The following is a 17455-nucleotide window of genomic DNA, read 5'->3' on the forward strand; positions in this document are numbered from 1 at the left end:
GCCGACCTGGTCGCCCACTACTGGAACAGCTGACAACACATGTGAGCAGCATGAGCAACGCCGCTGGCCGGCACCCCGCAGCATGGGGGTGCCGGCCAGCGGCGTACCCGCCCGCGGGGGATCGGGATCCCCCGCTCGGGGGAGCCCCGCACGGTTCCTGGCGGGCAGGGTTGGGGCTGGAACGGCGGCGCCCATCGCGGCGCCGACGACACCTGGTACCGCCGGCCGGGTGCGCGGCTCGGGGCGCGTACCCGGCAGGGCGGGGACGGCAGCCGGCGGTGTAAGACGAGCAGTCCTGGCGAGGGGGCGTCAACTCAAGGTTGACGGAGGAGGGTCGTCAACCTATGGTTGACGCATGACGGATCCCGTGAAGATGACCCACCCCGTACGCCTCGACGACCTGATCGAGGGCATCAAGAAGGCGCACACCGATGCGCTGGACCAGCTCGCCGACGCCGTCCTGGTCGCCGACCACCTGGGTGACGTCGCCGACCACCTGATCGGCCACTTCGTCGACCAGGCCCGCCGGTCCGGTGCCTCCTGGACGGAGATCGGCCACAGCATGGGCGTCACCAAGCAGGCGGCCCAGAAGCGTTCCGCCGCCAAGGCCGAGACGGCGGCTGCCCTGGACCCGAACGCCGGCTTCGGCCGGTTCACTCCCCGGGCCCGTAACGTGGTGATGGCCTCGCAGGAGGAGGCGCGGGCCGCCGGTAACGCCGAGATCGGCCCCGGGCACCTCGCCCTCGGCCTGTTCGTCGACCCGAACGCGCTGGCTCCCCGGCTGATCGAGGCCGCCGGCGTGTCCGCGGAGCGGTTCCGGGAGACGGTCGCCGCGACCCTGTCGGCGAAGGCCGAGCAGGTCCCGGACCTGATCCCCTACGACGCGCGAGGCAAGAAGGTGCTGGAGCTGACGTTCCGGGAGGCCCTCCGGCTCGGCCACAACTACATCGGCACCGAGCACATCCTGCTCGCCCTGATCGAGGAGGAGGACGGCGACGGCGTGCTCACCGGCCTCGGCCTGGCGAAGGACACCATGGAGGCCGCGATCGGGGGCGCGTTGGCCGAGATCGCCCGGAAGATGGCCTGACTGTGCCCCACCGGGCACTCGCCGCGGGGGCGGGTGCCCGGAAACCGGGACGTCAGTCGGCGGTGGGGAAGCCGTAGCGCGCGGCGTGCTCCGGGTCGGTCGGGTCGACCTGGCGGACGCCGGCGTCGGCGAGGCGCTTGTTGACCTCGTCGAGGCGCTCCCGCACCAGCCGGGCCTCCTCCTCGGTGACCCGGCCCCGGTGGGGCTTTCCGGCGTGCTCGATGGTGCCGTAGTCGACCTTCTCCGGGCTCCGCCGCGCCTTCGGCGGCCTGACGCGCTCGGCGGTGCGCAGCAACTGCGCCATCGGCACATCCGTGGCCATGGCGTCGAACTCGCTGGCGGTCAGCACCACCCGGCGCGGTTCGCCCCCGCCGTGCCGGTCGTGGACCTCCACCACGGCCACGTCCAGCGCCGCATCGTCGATGCTCTCCACCTCGACCGGGGTGGCGTCCAGCTGCACGGGCCCGACGACCAGGTCAGGGTGCTCCAGCACGACGACCTTGACCACCTCGTCGTCGGGGCGCAGCACCGTGCCGCTGAAGTCGGAGACGTGGATCGTCTTCTTGCCCATGCGCGGAGCTTCTCCTGTCGTAGGCCGGGATTTCGGACCAGAAGACGCTACCCGACACATGTGCGAAAGCCCGGTTGGAGCGCCTGGGTGTGTCGTTCCTTTCGCTCCCCGCCCGCCTCCGCCGCGTCAGCGGGCGTTCAGGCCACGCCGGGTGGAGGTGCGCGCCGGCAGCGCGTTCAGCGCGGCCCAAGAGAGCGCTCCGTTCGCCCGAGCCTCCCGGTACGGGGGCTGCGCCGGGCACCCGACGGCCTCGGCGGCCGGCCAGCCCCGCTCGCTGTCCTGCTGGTACGGGTCGTTCGGCTGATTCGGCATGACCATCACCGTCCCCGAAAAGTTGTACATGTATGGGCACGAATATGACGTGCGATCGATGCGTCAGGTTCCCGCCGCCGGCAGCCGGATCACGAACCGGCAGCCCTCGGCGATGTTCTGGACATCTACCCGCCCGCCGTGCGCCTCAACCAGCCCGCGCACGATGGCCAGCCCCAGCCCGCCCGACCCCTCGGCGCCACCGTTGCCGGGGCGTGGCGTCCGCGCCGGCTCGCCTCGGAACGCCACGTCGAACAGCCTGGGCAGGTCCGTCTCGGGGATACCGCCGCAGCTGTCCGCCACCGCCAGCCACGCGGTGTCGCAGTCGCGGCCGGCGTCCACCCGCACCGTGCCGTCCGCCGGGGTGTAGCGGACCGCGTTGAGCAGCAGGTTGCCCACCACCCGGGTCAGCTCCGGTTCGCTCGCCGTGACCGTCGGCCAGCCCGACTCGGCGGCGACCAGCCGGATCCGGCGCGCGGCCGCCAGCGGCGCGGTGCTGGCCAGGGCGTCCGAGACCACATCGCCGAGCGGCACCGCGGACAGCGACAGCCGCAGCGCGCCCGCGTTGATCCGAGACAGCTCGAACAGGTCGTCGACCAGCCGGGTCATCCGGTCGGTCTCCGTCCGGATCCGGCGGTGGTACTCGTCCACCGTCTCCCGGTCGCGGACCACCCCGTCCTCCAGCGCCTCGGCCATCGCTCGCAGCCCGGCGAGCGGGGTGCGCAGGTCGTGCGAGACCCAGGCGACCAGGTCCCGGCGCCCCTTCTCGATCCGTCGCTCCCGCTCGCGCGCCTGGACCGCCCAGACCGCCGCCGCGGCCAGCCGGCGGCCGAAGAGCCAGCCGACCGCGAGGCTCACCACCGCCGCGGCCGACACGGTGATCAGCACCACCTCCAGGTCGTGCGGAGAGAGGAACATCGCCTCGGCCACCACCGCCACCCCGGCGACCACCGCGCCCACCGTGATGGTCAGCAGCACGAAGATGTGCCCGGTGATCGACCGGCCGCGCAGCAGCCGCAGGGCGAGTGCGCCGGCCAGCCCGACGCCGAGCGCGGCGATCAGCGCCACCCCGAAGATCAGCGCCAGGTCACGCATCGGCCCGCTCGTACCGGTAGCCGACGCCCCACACGGTGACGATCCGTCGCGGGCTGGCCGAATCGGCCTCGATCTTCTCCCGCAGCCGTCGGACGTGGACCGTCACCGTCGACTGGTCGCCGAAGCTCCACCCCCACACCCGCTCCAGCAGCTCGGCCCGGCGGAACGCCCGAGCCGGGTGCCGCATCAGATGCACCAGCAGGTCGAACTCGCGCAAGGTCAGGGTGAGTTCCTGGCCGTGCAGCCGGGCCACCCGGGGCCCGGTCGCCACCTCCAGGCCGTCGTCGGACAGCACCTGCGGGGGTGCGCCGGCCGGCTCCCCGCCGGCCCGGCGCAACACCGAACGGACCCGCAGCACCAGCTCGCGCGGAGAGAACGGCTTACCGAGGTAGTCGTCCGCGCCCAGCTGCAGGCCGAGGATCCGATCGGCCTCGTCGCCGCGCGCGGTCAGCATGACGATGGGTACGCCGTCCGGCCGCTCCCGCAGCCGCCGGCAGACCTCCAGCCCGTCCAGCACGGGCAGCATCAGGTCGAGCACCACCAGGTGCGGCGGGCGGCGGGCCACGGCGGCGAGCGCGGCAGACCCGTCCCCGACGTGGCTGACCTCGTAGCCGGCGTGCTCCAGATACCGGCAGACCACGTCGGCGACCGTCCGGTCGTCGTCGACCACCAGGACCCGCTGCGCCACGGCCACCTCCCCGTCGTGGGGGCCAGCGTATCGGCGGGTGGGTGGTTGATCTATTGCGATGGCCTTACGGTTGGCGTGGTCCGGCCGGACGGGCCTCGCCCGGCGCCGGGCCATGGACCGGGTCGGGCGTAGCGTGATCACGAGGCGTGGCGCGACGACCCGGCGGGTGAGGAGGTGTGCCCCGGTGCTCGACCGGCGGTTGTTCCTGCACCTGGCGACCTGGCTGGGACAGTGGCCGGCCGGCCCCGGGCTGCACGTGGTCCGCTCACGCCGCCGCGCCCGGCCGGCGTGGGACGGCCGGCTGCGGCCGGCCATCGCGGTCGGGTCACCCGGGTGCACGATCCTCTCCGTGCCGCCGGACCGGATCACCACGGTCCGGGCCCTCGCCCACGGGCGGTCGGCCGAGGAACTGCTGGCCACCCTGCCGGCCGCGGTCGGGTCGCCGGAGTTCGCCACCCAGACCGGCCTGTTCCGTTGGAGCACCGCCCCGGCACCGCTGCCCGATGTCGGCGAGTGGATTCCGCCTGCCACGCCAGGGTTGCCATCCTGGTTGCGGCTCTTCGACCGTGAGGTGCTGGTGGTACGCGACGCCGACGGGCGCTACCTCGCCGGTGCCGGGATCAAGCGGCACGACGCGCACGGGCACGAGCTGGCCGTCGGCACGGTGCCGTCGGCCCGGGGGCGGGGCCTGGCCCGGCGGCTGGTCGCACAGGCGGCCCGGCGGGTGCTCGACGAGGGAGCCGTCCCCACCTACCTGCACGACTTCGGCAACAGGGCCTCCGCGCGGGTGGCCGAGGCGGCCGGCTTCCCGGACCGGGGCTGGACCTCGTACGGGGTCTTTCCGCCCTGACGCCCGGTGGCGGCGGAGGTCAGTGACGCAGCGTGCGGATGAGGGCGAGCACCTGACGGGTCACCGGTCGCAGCACCCGGAGCCGGGACAGCCCCACCAGCCGGTCCACCAGCGGCGCCGCGTTGTCGATCAGCTGCCGCGTCTTCACCTGATCCGGCGAGCGGTCGTGCACCCAGTAGAGGACCACGCCCATGTATGCGAGCCAGAGCAGCTCCGGCAGCGCCGGACGCAGCTCGGGGTCCACCCGGGTGGTGGAGCCCTCCAGCACCTCCCGGAACAGCGCGACCGATGCCTCCCGGGGCCCGGCGGACTCCGACGAGAACGGGCTGGTCGGCGAGGTCGGCTCGGCCGCCGTCTTGAAGAAGCTGGCGGCGAACGAGTGGTACGGGGTCAGCACGTCCACGCCGGCGTGCAGCACCCCGGCCAACCGGGCGGCGAAGTCCCGCTCCCTGGCGAGCACCGACGCCGCCGCCGCCCGGTGCTCGTGCTGGGTGTCCGCGTAGAACCCCTGGATGAGGTGTTCCTTCGAGTCGAAGTAGTAGTAGGCATTGCCCACCGCCACGCCGGCCTCCTGGGCGATCGCGCGCATGGTGGTGCGCGCGTAGCCCCGCTCGCGGAACAGCCGCATCGCGGTGTCCAGGATCAGCTGCCGGGTCTGCTCACCCCGGGCGGTCGCCCCGGTGGTCGGGCCACCCGCACCTGTCGTCGCAGTCTGCTCGGTCATCGTCGTCACCGTATCCCGGGTCCGGCCGCGGCTGGCGGACCAGTTCGCGCACCGTGGAGGCGGTCGCCACCATCCGCCGGGCCAGCGGCAGCAGGTGCGGGCGGGCCAGCCGCTCGGCCGTCGACCGGTGGTCCGCCAGCGACCAGAGACAGGCGAACCAGGCACCGTCGCCGGCGTACACCGCGCCGGTGTCGGCCACCACCGTCAGGTCCCGCAGCGTCGCGTCGTGGTCGAGCCCGGGGAAGCGCCGCCGGGCCTCCGCCGAGCCGGCCGGCACGAACTCCAGGGGTACGAGCTGGGCGCGGGACGCGAGCCACTGCCGGGCGGCCCGGCACACCGGGCAGTGCGCGTCGTAGAGGACGGTGAACCAGCGGATCCCACCAGCCCCGTGCCCGGTGGGATCCGCCGGGTGCCCGCCCGGCCCGACGGTCACGGTGCCAGCGGCGTCGGTCCGGCGGACGGTGCGGGACCGCCGGCCGGGATCGGGCCGGCGGGGCCGGCCAGCCGGGGGCCGGGCGGCGCGGCCAGGTGACCCGCCGGGGCGAGCGGGGGATGGGCGGCCGCCTGCTGGCGGAGTCGGCCGCGCCGGTACCGGCCGAGCGCGAAGACGTTGAAGAAGTGCAGCGCGCCGAGCACCAGCAGCACCAGGCCGACCTTCATGGAGAGTTCCTCCAGCGCCTGGCTGGTGGTGTCGACCGGCGCGGCCTCCTTCATCGCCACCGTCACGTAGCCGAGGTTGAGCAGGTAGAAGCCGACCACCAGGAGGCTGTTGACCGCGTTGGCCAGCCGCTTGTCGCTGAAGACGTCCTCGAGGAAGACCAGCCCGTTGCGGGAGAGCGCCCGGGCCACCCAGACGGTCAGACCGATGCTGACCGCGAGGTAGGCCAGGTACATCCAGACCTTCACGTCCATCTCGTCGCCCTTCTTGAACGTGTTCAAATTCAGGTCGGGCTCAGCGTACGACAGGTTTTGAACGTGTTCAAGAGCGCGTCGGGCCGGCCCGCATCCCCCGTCGGTGAGCGGGGCGGCCCGACGTCGGCCGGTGGGCGGCGGGGCTCAGCCGGCCAGGCCGAGCACCTGCGCCGCCGCGCGGCCGTTGGCGTGGCTGGCGCCGTACGTGGTGACGAAGGCGCGCGCCCCGGTGGGACGCCAGGCGCCCGGCCAGCCCATCTCCACCACGGTCACCGGATGAGCGGCGGCCAGCGCCTCGACCAGTTCCCGCGCTCCGGGCAGGCGGTGCAGGTGGCGGCCGACCAGCACGATCGGCCGGTCCCCGGCCCGCTGGCGCAGCTCGTCCGGGTCGGTCTCCCCGGCGACCGCCCGGACCTCCTCGGCCCGGGCGAGGTGCGGGCCCAGCCCCCACGGCACCCGCCCCTCGGCGATGGTCGAGGTGGCGTGGACCTGCACCACCAGTGGCGCGGTCAGGCCGGTGACGTCGCCCTCGACGCGTACCGCCCGGAGTGCGGCGGCGTAGCCGAGGCCCTCGGGGCCCGGGGCCGGGACGCCGACGGCTTCGGTCCAGGTGGCCAGCTCGGCGACCCGACCGGCCGCCTCCTCGACCCGGAGCCGGTCCAGCCGGCCGTCGCCGAGCGCGCCGACGATCTCCTCGACCACCTGTTCCACCAGGTCGGCGTCGACCTTGGCGCCGATGCAGAGCAGGTCCGCGCCGGCGGCCAGGGCGCGTACGGCAGCCGGACCCACCCCGCCGGCGGCCAGCGCGGCGCCCCTCATCTCGAGCGCGTCGGTGATCACCGTGCCGGTGAAGCCGTACTCGCCGCGCAGCAGGTCGACCAGGACCGCCCGGCTGAACGTGGCCGGGCCGTCGCCGGTCAGCTCCGGTACCCGGATGTGCGCGGTCATGATCGCTCGTACCCCGGCGTCGATCACCGCGGCGAACGGCGGCAGGTCGCGCTCGCGGAGCACCGCCGCCGGCACGTCGACGGTGGGCAGCTCGTAGTGGGAGTCGGCGACGGTCGCGCCGTGGCCGGGGAAGTGCTTGGCGCAGGCGGCCACGCCGACGGCCTGGAGACCGGCGACCGCGGCCCCCGAATGGGCGGCCACCCGGGCCGGGTCGGCGCCGAACGAGCGGGTGCCGATCACCGGGTTCTCGTCGGCGCTGTTCACGTCGACGGTCGGAGCCAGGTCGACGGTGACGCCGAGCGCCGCGAGTTCCGCCCCGATCGCCGCGTACACCTGGCGGGTCAGCGTCACGTCGTCGACCGCGCCGAGCGCGGCGTTGCCCGGGTACGGGCTGCCGGCGGCGTGGGCCAGCCGGGTGACGTCGCCGCCCTCCTCGTCGATCGCGAGGATCGCGTCCGGGCGGCCGGCGCGCAGCGCGGCGGTGCTCGCCGCCACCTGTGCCGGGTCGTGGATGTTGGTGCCGAACAGGGTGTGCCCGGCGAGCCCGTCGGCGAGCAGGTCCACCGCCCAGTCGGGCGGGACCGGTCCCGGGTACGCGGCCAGCAGCGTGCCCAGCGCGAGCCGGCGGAGTCCTGGATCCAACCCCACGAGTTCCCCTTTCCCTGCCGAGTCGTCCGACGACTCCGGATCGGAGCGGCCGATACGCTAGCGGACACCCCTGTGCAGGCCTTTTTGTGGTTAGCAAACTTTACTGAAAATAGAGGACGTGGCATGAGTGCGACCCGGCTGCCCGGCACCCCCCGCCTGTTACGCGCGCTCAACGACCGTGCGGCGCTGGAGCTGCTGCTCGAACGCGGGCCGCTCACCCGGGCCCGGCTCGGCGAGCTGACCGGGCTCTCCAAGGTCACCGCGTCGCAGCTGGTGGAGCGGCTGGAGGAGCGCGGTCTGGTCACCCGGGTCGGCGAGCAGGCCGGCGGGCGGGGCCCGAACGCCCAGCTCTACGCGGTCCGTCCGAGCAGCGCGTACGTGGTCGGCGTGGATGTCGGCGCCGAGCGCGTGGTGGCTGCCTGCGCCGACATCACCGGCGCGATCATCGGGCGGGTGGAACAGTCCACCAAGGACACCGACGATCCGGTGGGCGTGGTGCACAACGCGGTGGTCCAGGCGGCGAGCAGCGCCGGCGCGGAGCTGTCCAGCGTGCGGCGGGTCGTGCTGGGCACCCCCGGCCTGGTCGACCCGGCCACCGGCGACATCACCTTCGCGTTCAACCTGCCGCGCTGGCACCGCGGCCTGCTCGCCGCGCTCCGCGAGGACCTGCACATCCCGGTGGTCTTCGAGAACGACGTCAACCTGGCCGCCGTCGCCGAGGCCCAGTCCGGTGCGGCCCAGGGCGTGTCGGACTTCGTGCTGGTCTGGGTGGGCGCGGGCGTCGGTCTGGCGATCGTGCTCGGCGGCCGGCTGCACCATGGCAGCAGCGGGGCGGCCGGCGAGATCGGCTACCTGCCGGTGCCCGGCGTACCCATCCCACGGGACGTCTCGAAGCGGACCAAGCCGGCGTTCCAGCAGCTCGCGGGCGCCGACGCGGTCGCCGCGGTGGCCGCCGAGCACGGGTTCGCCGCGGAGAACGCCGCCGAGGCGGTGCGCCTCGCGATCGCCGCAGGCACTGCCGGCGGGCCGATGCTGGACGAGTTGGCCCGCCGACTGGCCCTCGGGGTGGCGAGCACCTGCGTGGTGCTCGACCCGCCGCTGGTGGTGCTCGCCGGCGAGGTGGGCCAGGCGGGCGGCGCGGCGCTGGCCGAGCGGGTGCAGCACGAGGTCGCCGCGATCACCCTGGTCCGGCCTCGGGTGGTCGTCACCGGGCTGAGCGAGGAGCCGATCCTGCGGGGCGCGCTGCGCACCGCCCTGGACGCGGTACGTGACGAGGTGTTCGGTTCGACGGTCGGCTGACCGTCCGCCACTGCCCGCCCGCGCCGCCATGTGAAGGAATTCTTCACGAACCGGAGAACCGCTGCAAGGACTTGCCGGTACGGCCCCGGCCTGCGGGCCGTACCGGCACGTCCCTCAGATCAGGTCGCGGCGGCGGAACACGGCGAAGGCGGCCCCGACCAGCACGACCGTCAACCCGAGCAGCACCGCCAGGCCCACCCCCCAGCCCAGCGTGTAGGTGCCGTCGCAGAAGCTGCTCGCGTCAACCACACGGCAGGCTTGGCTGTCGAGGAGCCGGATCTCGCCGTTCAGCCAGGCGGCCAGATAGGTGGAGAGCATCCACTGGTCCGGGCGGGCGGCGTCGAGGATCTGCAGCACCAGCCGGGCACCCAGTTCCCACACCACCAGGTAGGCGGCGACCGCGCCGAGCGCGGCCGCGGTGTGCCGGCCCACGGTGGCGATGGCGAAACCGAGCGCCGCGGCGAGCAGCACCAGCACTAGGCCCCGCCCGTAAGTGGCCCCCAGCGACCCCCAGAACTCCCCGTCGAGCTGCCCGGGCAGCCCCGCCGTCTGGCCGATCAGCCAGAACACCCCCAGGTACGCCGCCGACGCCACCGCGGAGAGCACCAGCAGCGCGCCGAGCAGCGCACCCAGCTTGGCGCCGAGCACCGCCCAGCGGCGTGGCCGCCACAGCAGCAGGTTGACCACCCCACCCGAGTTCAGGTCGGCGCCGATGTAGGAGGCCCCGACCAGGAACCCGAAGAGCACCAGGAACGCGACGAGGAAGTAGAGCAGCGGCAGGGCCTCGGTGGCGAAGGTGAACACCCCGTCGAGGTAGTCCGCCGCGATCGGCGGATGCTCCATCAGGGCCGGGTCCAGCTCGGCACAGTCCATAGGGACGTAATCGTTTTCCTGCGCCTCCACCTTCCCGGCCTTGATGTCCAGGCACCGGTTGTGTTGGGCCTCGAGCTCCATCCGCTGCTGCGCGGCCTGCGCCTGGGCCTGGCTCACCTCGGCCGGCGTGGGCTGGTGCGACCCGGCCAGCGTGGTCGCCGCGGTCACCGCGAAGGCGACGAGCAGCAGCACCACCATCAGTTGCACGAAGCGGCGGGCGGTCAGCCGCTCCAGCTCGGCTCGGACCAGGTTCACGCGTCCACCTCCCGGTTCTCGCGCGCGTCGAGATCGATCACCACGTCGTCGGGGTCGGCCGGTGGCCCTGCCGACCAGCCCACCTGATGGGGCAGGCTCGGGTGCGGGGTGGTGCCGGTCAGCTCCAGGAAGACGGACTCCAGGTCCGGACGGAGCGGGACCAGCTCGCGCACCCAGAGGCCCTGCTCGCCGAGCGTGCGGCTGATCAGCTCCGGCTCGTCGACCCCGGCGACCACCAGGTGGTCGGGGTGGGCGGTGACCGACATCCCGGAGCGGCCCAGCAGCTCCGCGGCGCGCTCCGGCTCGGCCACCCGGACCTGCCACTCGTGCCGGTCGAAGCCCGACAGCACCTCGTCCACCCGCCCGTGCGCCACCCGCCGGCCACGGCTGATGATCGTCACGTGGTCGCAGATGAGCTGGATCTCGGCGAGGATGTGGCTGGAGAGCAGGACGGTCACCCCGGCCGCGGACAGCGACCGCATCAGGTCCCGCATCTCCCGGATACCGGCCGGGTCCAGGCCGTTCGCCGGCTCGTCGAGGATCAGCAGCTCCGGCTGCTTCAACAGCGCCGACGCCACCGCCAGCCGTTGCTTCATGCCCAGCGAGTAGCCCTTGACCCGCTCCTCGCTCCGGTCCCGCAGGCCGACCTGCTCCAGCACCTCGTCGACCCGGGTGGTGGGCACGCCCCCGGCCCGGGCCAGCAGCCGCAGCGTACGGCGGGCGGTGAAGTTGCCGAAGAACTGCGGGCTCTCCACGATCGCGCCGACCCGACCCGCCACCTCGGGCAGCCGCTGCGGGGAGGTGGCCCCGAGCACGCTCATCCGCCCACCGTCGGCGCGCACCAGCCCGAGCAGGGCGCGCAGCGTGGTGGTCTTGCCCGAGCCGTTCGGCCCGAGGAACCCGTGGACCTGCCCGGCCTCCACCAGCAGGTCGAAGCCGTCCACGGCGACCTGGCGCCCCTGGCGCAGGGTGTGGAAGGTCTTGTGCAGGCCGGAGATCTCGATGACCGCGCTCATCAGTGCGGCTCCTGGCAGCGGTGGGGCATGAACGATCCTCCGGTTGTGGTGACCAACGACACGGCGCCCCACCCTATGGTGGCGGGGCCGCCCGTGGGGGGCAGCACCCCTGCTGCATGGTTGGATGGACAGGTGACTGGTGACCTGATCCCCGGCGCCGCCGGCGCCCCCGCCAACCACTCGACCGTGGACGCGGATCTGGTGGTCAGCCTGGACGGGGTCGGCGTCAAGCGCTCCGGAACCGCGCTGGTGCACGACATCGACTGGCGCGTCGAGCTGGACGAACGCTGGGTGGTGCTCGGTCCGAACGGCGCCGGCAAGAGCACCCTGCTCAACCTGGCCGCCGGCCGGCTGCACCCGACCACCGGCACCGCACACGTCCTCGGCGAGCGGATCGGCCGCACCGACGTCAACGAGCTGCGGACGCGGATCGGCCACTCCACCGCCACGCTGGCCGAGCGGATCCCCGTCGACGAGCGGGTCGTCGACGTCGTGGTCACCGCGGCCTGGTCGGTGGTGGGCCGCTGGCGGGAGAGCTACGACCGCGCCGACGAGGCCCGCGCGCACGCGCTGCTCGGCCAGCTCGGCATCGGCCACCTCGCCGACCGGGCCTACGGCACGCTGTCCGAGGGGGAGCGCAAGCGGACGCAGATCGCCCGGGCCCTGATGACCGACCCCGAGCTGCTGCTCCTCGACGAGCCGGCCGCCGGGCTCGACCTTGGTGGGCGCGAGGACCTGGTCGGCCGGCTCGCCGAGCTGGCATACGACCCGGACGCCCCGGCCCTGGTGCTGGTCACCCACCACGTCGAGGAGATCCCGCCCGGGTTCAGCCACGCGATGCTGCTGCGCGAGGGCGGCGTGGTGGCCCAGGGACTGCTCGCCGACACGCTCACCGCCGACAATCTGTCGAAGACCTTCGGCCTGCCCCTGGTCGTCGAACGCTCCGGCGACCGCTGGACCGCCCGCGCCGCCTGAGCGGAGGAGGACCACCGTGCCGCAGACCCGGGTCGCCGTGGTGGGCAGCGCCAACATGGACCTGGTCGGCACCGCCGCCACGCTGCCCCGCCCGGGGGAGACCGTGCTCGGCAGCGACTTCGTGATGCTGCCCGGCGGCAAGGGCGCCAACCAGGCCGTTGCCGCGGTGCGCGCCGGTGCGTCCTGCGTCTTCCTCGGCGCGATCGGCTCGGACGCCTTCGGGGTCACGCTCAAGGCCCGGATCACCGCGGCCGGCGTCGACGCCAGCCAGCTCCGGGTGGTGTACGGGGCCTCGGGCGTCGCCCTGGTCATGGTCGGCGGGGCGGGGGAGAACGTCATCCTCGTCGTGCCCGGCGCCAATGACGCGTTCACCGGTCTCACCGAGGGCGAGCTGCACGCCGTACGCGAGGCGGACGTGCTGCTGGCGCAGCTGGAGGTGCCGGTCGAGACGGTGACCGAGGCGGCCGTCACGGCCCGCGGGGCCGGCACCCGGGTGGTGCTCAACGCGGCACCGGCCCGGCCGGTGCCGGCGGAGCTGCTTGCCGCGGTGGACCTGCTGGTGGTCAACGAGACCGAGGCGCAGACGCTCACCGGACGGGGCCGGGACGAGCCCGCGGCGCTGCTCGACCTGGTGCCCCGGGCGGTGCTCACGCTCGGCGGCGACGGTGCCTGGTACGTCGACCGGGACGGCGCACGGGTGCACGTCCCGGCGGTGAAGGTCGACGTGGTGGACTCCACCGCCGCCGGGGACGCCTTCACCGCCGCCCTCGCCGTGGCCTGGGGCGAGGGGCGGGACCTGGTCGACGCGGTGCACTGGGCGGCGGCGGCCGGGGCGGCCTGCGTACGCCGGCTCGGCGCCTCGGTGGCGCTGCCCCGCCGGGTCGAGATCGAGGAGCTGTACCTCCCGCCGGTCTGAGCTGCCCCGCCCGGAGCCGCTACGCCGCGCCGGCCCGGAACGCCCGCCGGTACGCCGAGGGCGAGGTTCGCATCGTCCGGCCGAAGTGGTGCCGGAAGGTGACCGGACTGTCGAAGCCCACCGCCACGGCGATCTCCGCCACCGCCGCGCCCCGCACCGCCGTGGCCTGCGACTGCTGAGCCCCGCGCGACTGACCGCCGCCGCGCGGTCACCGATGCTCACTGCGCTGCTCGACGGCGCGTTGCACGGCCCGGTAGATCTGCCCGAACCGTAACGCGTCAGGCGTGCGCAGCAGCATCACCTCCCGCCCGTGGTGCTGCACCCACAGTTCGTGCACCCGGCTGCCCCGCTCGTAGGAGCGGTCCAGCCAGCCGAGCGGCAGTTCCAGGAACGGGGTCAGCACCAGGCCGACGACCACGAAGGCGCCGAGGATGATGAGCGCCAACTTCCAGTCGCCCCGGTCCTGCGCCGCCCAGGCCAGCGAGATCACGCAGACCAGGGCCACCAGCGGCGGCAGCGAGAGGAGCAGGACCAGCACGCCCCGGCCGAGGACCCGCCCGCGTACGGCTGGCGTGGTCGCGCCGCGCGCGTGCCAGACGTACGTGACGTCGGCGAGCCTGACGACGTGCCCGCCGGCGTGGATGGCCTCGGAGGTGACCTGCACCGCGTCGTCCCGGTAATAGAGCGTCATCACTTAGCCTAACCACCCGGAATCAAGCCCGGCCGATGCCGTCGCGGCCGTGCGGCGGCGGTCGTTCCGGTCGGCGGAGAGGACCCCGGTCGGGTAGCGTCCCGAACATGGCGGACCGGAGCGGTGCCGAGGCGGCCGTGACCGAGCAGGAGCGCAACGTCGAGGTGGTCCGGAGATACCTGCGGACCTTCGTCACCAAGGACCTGGCCGAGCTGGCCGAGGTGGTCGCCGAGGACGTGGAGATCTACGGGTCCGGCACGGCGGTGCGCGGCCGGCGCTATCCGGAGGGGGCCGTTTCCTCGCCCGGGCTCACCGTGATCGACCAGGAGATCCTGGAGATCTTCGCGGCCGAGGACCGGGTGGTGGTCTCGATGGCGCAGACGTACCGACGGGACGCGACGGGGGCCACCACGGTGCAGAGCGCCTGCAAGATGTACCGGCTGGCCGGCGGCCGGATCGTCCAGTTCTGGGGCGAGCAGGACACCTACGGCCTGCTTCGCGGCCTCGGGCTGCTGCCGGACGAGCCGATCACCTTCTGACGTCGGGGCGCCTGCTCCATCGCCCGCTGCACCGCCCGGTAGATCTGGCCGAAGCGCAGCGCGTCGCCGGTGTGCAGCAGCCGCACCGGCTGGCCGCGCCAGCGCGCCCAGATCTCCAGCTCCCGGCTGCCCCGGGCGTACGACCGGTCGAGGTGTTCGAAGAGGACGTCGGCGAGCGGGCCGACCCCGAGGCCGACCAGCACCGAGGCCCCGACGATGGCCAGGGTGACCACGGCGGAGCGGTGCAGCCAGAGCGCGAGCCCGATGCCGCACACGGCGGCCACGAGCGGCCCGGCGAGGGCCGCGCCGATCGCGCCGCGACCGGCGAGCACCCGCCAGGAGCGGCTGCCCCGCCGGTGCCACACCATGCCCAGTTCCGCGAGCGGGTAGGTCCGCCCGTCCACCTGGACGGCGGTGGAGGTGACCTGCACCGACCGGTCGTCGTAGTACGTGATCATGGCTGCACTCCGGGTGTCGGGACGGACACCACACTGTCTACCCCAACGAGCCGGGCCGTAAGGTTGGCACGCGACTTCGACGAGGAAGTGAGGGCAGCGTGGGCGAGTTCGTCAGGCTGGAAGTCAAGGACGGCATCGGCACCATCCGCCTGGAGCGGCCGCCGATGAACGCGCTCAACACCCAGGTGCAGGAGGAGTTGCGCGCCGCCGCGGCCGCCGCCACCGCAGACGCCGAGGTCCGCGCGGTCATCGTGTACGGCGGCGAGAAGGTCTTCGCCGCCGGCGCGGACATCAAGGAGATGGCCGACATGTCCTACGTGGACATGGCGGAGCGGGCCGCCGACCTGTCCAGCGCGCTCGGCGCGATCGCCCGGATCCCGAAGCCGGTGGTCGCCGCGATCACCGGATACGCCCTGGGCGGCGGCTGCGAGCTGGCCCTGGCCTGTGACTGGCGGATCGTGGCCGAGGACGCCAAGCTCGGCCAGCCGGAGATCAGGCTCGGCATCATCCCGGGCGCCGGTGGCACCCAGCGGCTGGCCCGTCTGGTCGGCCCGGCCCGGGCCAAGGACCTGATCATGACGGGGCGGATGATCGACGCGGCGGAGGCGCTGCGGATCGGCCTGGCCGACCGGGTGGTCCCCGCCGCCGAGGTCTACGACGCCGCGGTCGCCTACGTGAAGCCGTTCCTGACCGGCCCGGTGCAGGCCCTGCGAGCGGCCAAGGCGGCCGTCGACGGCGGCCTGGACATGGACCTCAACTCGGGCCTGGCCTGGGAGAGCCAGCTCTTCGCGGCGCTCTTCGCCACCGACGACCGGCGCGAGGGCATGGCCGCGTTCGTCGAGAAGCGCAAGCCCGACTTCACCGGCCGCTGATCGCTGACCGGGTAGGCGGCGCACCGCCGCCTACCCGAGAGCGGTTCCCATCGTGACTACCGACCAGTAACGTGTGATGCCGGTCCTGGGACGAAGGGGAGTGGCGATGCCGGAACGAGTCGAGGGGCACGGCGGCGAACTGGCGCTGGCGGCGCTGCGGGCGCACGGCGTACGGGAGATGTTCACCCTCTCCGGCGGGCACGTCTTCCCGCTCTACGACGCCGCGCACCGGACCGGCTTCCCGATCTACGACGTGCGGCACGAGCAATCCGCCGTCTTCGCCGCCGAGGCGGTGGCGAAGCTCCAGCGCCGCCCCGGCCTCGCCGTGCTCACCGCCGGTCCCGGCGTCACCAACGGCGTCTCCGGCCTGACCAGCGCGTTCTTCAACGCCTCCCCGGTGCTGGTGCTCGGTGGGCGGGCCCCGCAGTTCCGTTGGGGCTCCGGCAGCCTCCAGGAGATGGACCACCTGCCGCTGGTCGCCCCGGTCACCAAGCACGCCGCGACGGTGTTCACCGCCGACGACATCCCGGGTGCGGTCACCGCCGCGCTCACCGCGGCGCTCACCCCGCACCGCGGCCCGGCCTTCCTCGACTTCCCCCTCGAAGCGGTCTTCTCCGTCGGCGACGCCGACCTGCCGGCCGTCACCCCGATCGCCCCGGTCGAGGCCGACCCGGACGAGGTCGCGAAGGCCGCCGGCCTGATCGCCGGCGCGTCCCGGCCAGTGATCATCGCCGGCTCCGACGTGTACGCGGGCGACGCGATCGACGCCCTGCGTGCCGTCGCCGAGTCCCTCCAGGTGCCGGTCTTCACCAACGGCATGGGCCGGGGCGCGTTGCCGCCGGCGCACCCCCTCGCCTTCGCCAAGGCCCGCCGGGTCGCCCTCTCCGGCGCCGACGTGGTCGTGGTGGTCGGCACCCCGCTGGACTTCCGGCTCAGCTTCGGCGACTTCGGCGACGCGAAGGTCGTGCACGTCGTCGACGCGCCCAGCCAGCGCGCCGGGCACGTCCTGCCGGCCGCCAGCCCCGCCGGCGACCTGCGGCTCATCCTCACCGCCTTCGCCGAGCACCCCGGCGACCGGGCCGACCACGCCGACTGGATCGCCCAGCTGCGTACCGCCGAGGACGCCGCGAAGGCCCGCGACGCCGAGGAGATGGCCGCCGAGACCGACCCGATCCGGCCGGCCCGGGTCTACGGCGAGCTGCGCAGGGTGCTCGCCGCCGACGCGATCACCATCGGCGACGGCGGCGACTTCGTCTCGTACGCCGGCCGCTACCTGGAGCCGGCCCAGCCCGGCACCTGGCTCGACCCCGGCCCGTACGGCTGCCTCGGCACCGGCATGGGCTATGCGATGGGGGCCCGGGTCAGCCACCCCGACCGGCAGATCTGCGTGCTGATGGGCGACGGCGCCGCCGGCTTCTCGCTGATGGACGTGGAGTCCCTGGTCCGCCAGCAGCTCCCGGTGGTCATCGTGGTCGGCAACAACGGCATCTGGGGCCTGGAGAAGCACCCGATGCGGGCCATGTACGGCTACGACGTGGCCGCCGACCTCCAGCCCGGCCTGCGCTACGACAAGGTGGTCGAGGCGCTCGGCGGTGCCGGCGAGACGGTGGAGAAGGCCACCGACCTCGGCCCGGCCCTGGCCCGTGCCTTCGACGCCGGCGTGCCGTACCTGGTCAACGTCCTGACCGACCCGGCCGACGCGTACCCCCGCTCGTCGAACCTGGCCTGA

The 17455-nt window shown here is 73.8% G+C and carries 20 protein-coding genes and 1 pseudogene; 8 read left to right on the forward strand and 13 right to left on the reverse strand.

The features are described from left to right. Window positions 1-355: 355 nt before the first annotated feature. Window positions 356-1087: a Clp protease N-terminal domain-containing protein gene (locus ACNAVT_RS03830; protein ID WP_416292877.1), complete on the forward strand. Its 732-nt coding sequence runs from the start codon at window positions 356-358 to the stop codon at window positions 1085-1087. Window positions 1088-1139: 52 nt separating this feature from the next. Here ACNAVT_RS03830 and ACNAVT_RS03835 read toward each other — a convergent pair whose 3' ends face one another. The 4 genes from ACNAVT_RS03835 to ACNAVT_RS03850 form a co-directional block, all read right to left on the reverse strand. Further along, on the reverse strand, window positions 1140-1658 hold the full coding sequence (locus ACNAVT_RS03835; RefSeq protein WP_416292879.1) for a hypothetical protein: 519 nt from the start codon (window positions 1656-1658) through the stop codon (window positions 1140-1142). Window positions 1659-1784: 126 nt separating this feature from the next. Then, window positions 1785-1970 carry a DNA repair protein gene (locus tag ACNAVT_RS03840; protein WP_416292881.1) on the reverse strand — a complete coding sequence of 62 codons (186 nt, stop codon included), beginning with the start codon at window positions 1968-1970 and terminating at the stop codon, window positions 1785-1787. A gap of 63 nt (window positions 1971-2033) precedes the next feature. Then, on the reverse strand, window positions 2034-3062 hold the full coding sequence (locus ACNAVT_RS03845) for a sensor histidine kinase (RefSeq protein ID WP_416292883.1): 1029 nt from the start codon (window positions 3060-3062) through the stop codon (window positions 2034-2036). Beyond that, entirely contained in the window at window positions 3055-3750 is a 696-nt protein-coding gene (locus tag ACNAVT_RS03850) for a response regulator transcription factor (RefSeq protein ID WP_416292884.1), read from the reverse strand. Before ACNAVT_RS03850 ends, ACNAVT_RS03845 begins: the two co-directional genes overlap by 8 nt. Window positions 3751-3934: 184 nt before the next feature. Here ACNAVT_RS03850 and ACNAVT_RS03855 point away from each other — a divergent pair, with 184 nt between their 5' ends. Continuing rightward, on the forward strand, window positions 3935-4600 hold the full coding sequence (locus ACNAVT_RS03855) for a GNAT family N-acetyltransferase (protein ID WP_416292886.1): 666 nt from the start codon (window positions 3935-3937) through the stop codon (window positions 4598-4600). Window positions 4601-4619: 19 nt separating this feature from the next. On the opposite strand, the gene ACNAVT_RS03860 is transcribed toward ACNAVT_RS03855, so the two are convergent. The 4 genes from ACNAVT_RS03860 to ACNAVT_RS03875 all read right to left on the reverse strand — a co-directional run bounded on the left by ACNAVT_RS03860 (window position 4620) and on the right by ACNAVT_RS03875 (window position 7832). Then, entirely contained in the window at window positions 4620-5324 is a 705-nt protein-coding gene (locus ACNAVT_RS03860; protein ID WP_416292888.1) for a TetR family transcriptional regulator, read from the reverse strand. Then, the gene (locus ACNAVT_RS03865) at window positions 5260-5757 is read right to left on the reverse strand and encodes a thiol-disulfide oxidoreductase DCC family protein (RefSeq protein ID WP_416292889.1); all 498 of its coding nucleotides are present in this window, start codon (window positions 5755-5757) and stop codon (window positions 5260-5262) included. Before ACNAVT_RS03865 ends, ACNAVT_RS03860 begins: the two co-directional genes overlap by 65 nt. Continuing rightward, entirely contained in the window at window positions 5754-6236 is a 483-nt protein-coding gene (locus ACNAVT_RS03870) for a hypothetical protein (RefSeq protein ID WP_416292890.1), read from the reverse strand. Before ACNAVT_RS03870 ends, ACNAVT_RS03865 begins: the two co-directional genes overlap by 4 nt. A gap of 144 nt (window positions 6237-6380) precedes the next feature. After that, window positions 6381-7832 (reverse strand): glycoside hydrolase family 3 protein, encoded by a 1452-nt coding sequence (locus ACNAVT_RS03875; RefSeq protein ID WP_416292892.1) that lies wholly within the window; start codon window positions 7830-7832, stop codon window positions 6381-6383. A 123-nt stretch (window positions 7833-7955) separates the two neighbouring features. On the opposite strand from ACNAVT_RS03875, the gene ACNAVT_RS03880 reads away from it, so the two are divergent. After that, window positions 7956-9131 carry an ROK family transcriptional regulator gene (locus ACNAVT_RS03880; RefSeq protein ID WP_416292893.1) on the forward strand — a complete coding sequence of 392 codons (1176 nt, stop codon included), beginning with the start codon at window positions 7956-7958 and terminating at the stop codon, window positions 9129-9131. Between the two features lie 114 nt (window positions 9132-9245). On the opposite strand, the gene ACNAVT_RS03885 is transcribed toward ACNAVT_RS03880, so the two are convergent. Together ACNAVT_RS03885 and ACNAVT_RS03890 are read right to left on the reverse strand one after the other, a co-directional pair. Next, window positions 9246-10259 carry an ABC transporter permease subunit gene (locus ACNAVT_RS03885; RefSeq protein ID WP_416292894.1) on the reverse strand — a complete coding sequence of 338 codons (1014 nt, stop codon included), beginning with the start codon at window positions 10257-10259 and terminating at the stop codon, window positions 9246-9248. After that, entirely contained in the window at window positions 10256-11275 is a 1020-nt protein-coding gene (locus ACNAVT_RS03890) for an ABC transporter ATP-binding protein (protein WP_416292895.1), read from the reverse strand. The genes ACNAVT_RS03885 and ACNAVT_RS03890 overlap by 4 nt, the downstream gene beginning before the upstream one ends. Window positions 11276-11350: 75 nt before the next feature. Here ACNAVT_RS03890 and ACNAVT_RS03895 point away from each other — a divergent pair, with 75 nt between their 5' ends. Beyond that, a complete protein-coding gene (locus tag ACNAVT_RS03895; RefSeq protein ID WP_416293564.1) occupies window positions 11351-12250 on the forward strand; it encodes an ABC transporter ATP-binding protein in 900 nt (299 codons plus the stop codon). 16 nt (window positions 12251-12266) lie between these two features. Continuing rightward, the gene (locus ACNAVT_RS03900) at window positions 12267-13166 is read left to right on the forward strand and encodes a ribokinase (RefSeq protein ID WP_416292897.1); all 900 of its coding nucleotides are present in this window, start codon (window positions 12267-12269) and stop codon (window positions 13164-13166) included. Window positions 13167-13185: 19 nt separating this feature from the next. Here the strand turns inward: ACNAVT_RS03900 and ACNAVT_RS03905 are convergent. Beyond that, window positions 13186-13314: pseudogene (locus ACNAVT_RS03905) on the reverse strand (helix-turn-helix domain-containing protein); the annotation flags it as partial. Between the two features lie 60 nt (window positions 13315-13374). Then, window positions 13375-13857 (reverse strand): DUF6232 family protein, encoded by a 483-nt coding sequence (locus tag ACNAVT_RS03910; protein ID WP_416292899.1) that lies wholly within the window; start codon window positions 13855-13857, stop codon window positions 13375-13377. Window positions 13858-13964: 107 nt separating this feature from the next. Between ACNAVT_RS03910 and ACNAVT_RS03915 the strand changes: the two genes are divergently transcribed. Further along, a complete protein-coding gene (locus ACNAVT_RS03915) occupies window positions 13965-14396 on the forward strand; it encodes a nuclear transport factor 2 family protein (protein ID WP_416292901.1) in 432 nt (143 codons plus the stop codon). Here the strand turns inward: ACNAVT_RS03915 and ACNAVT_RS03920 are convergent. Next, the gene (locus ACNAVT_RS03920; RefSeq protein WP_416292903.1) at window positions 14342-14854 is read right to left on the reverse strand and encodes a DUF6232 family protein; all 513 of its coding nucleotides are present in this window, start codon (window positions 14852-14854) and stop codon (window positions 14342-14344) included. The two genes, ACNAVT_RS03915 and ACNAVT_RS03920, sit on opposite strands and share 55 nt — an antisense overlap. Window positions 14855-14952: 98 nt before the next feature. Here ACNAVT_RS03920 and ACNAVT_RS03925 point away from each other — a divergent pair, with 98 nt between their 5' ends. Both ACNAVT_RS03925 and ACNAVT_RS03930 read left to right on the forward strand, forming a co-directional pair. After that, on the forward strand, window positions 14953-15726 hold the full coding sequence (locus ACNAVT_RS03925) for an enoyl-CoA hydratase-related protein (protein ID WP_416292905.1): 774 nt from the start codon (window positions 14953-14955) through the stop codon (window positions 15724-15726). 106 nt (window positions 15727-15832) lie between these two features. Further along, entirely contained in the window at window positions 15833-17455 is a 1623-nt protein-coding gene (locus ACNAVT_RS03930) for an acetolactate synthase (protein ID WP_416292907.1), read from the forward strand.

Origin of the sequence: Micromonospora sp. SL4-19 (assembly GCF_047921475.1) — a bacterium.
In the GTDB taxonomy this organism is placed as follows: Bacteria; Actinomycetota; Actinomycetes; order Mycobacteriales; family Micromonosporaceae; genus Micromonospora.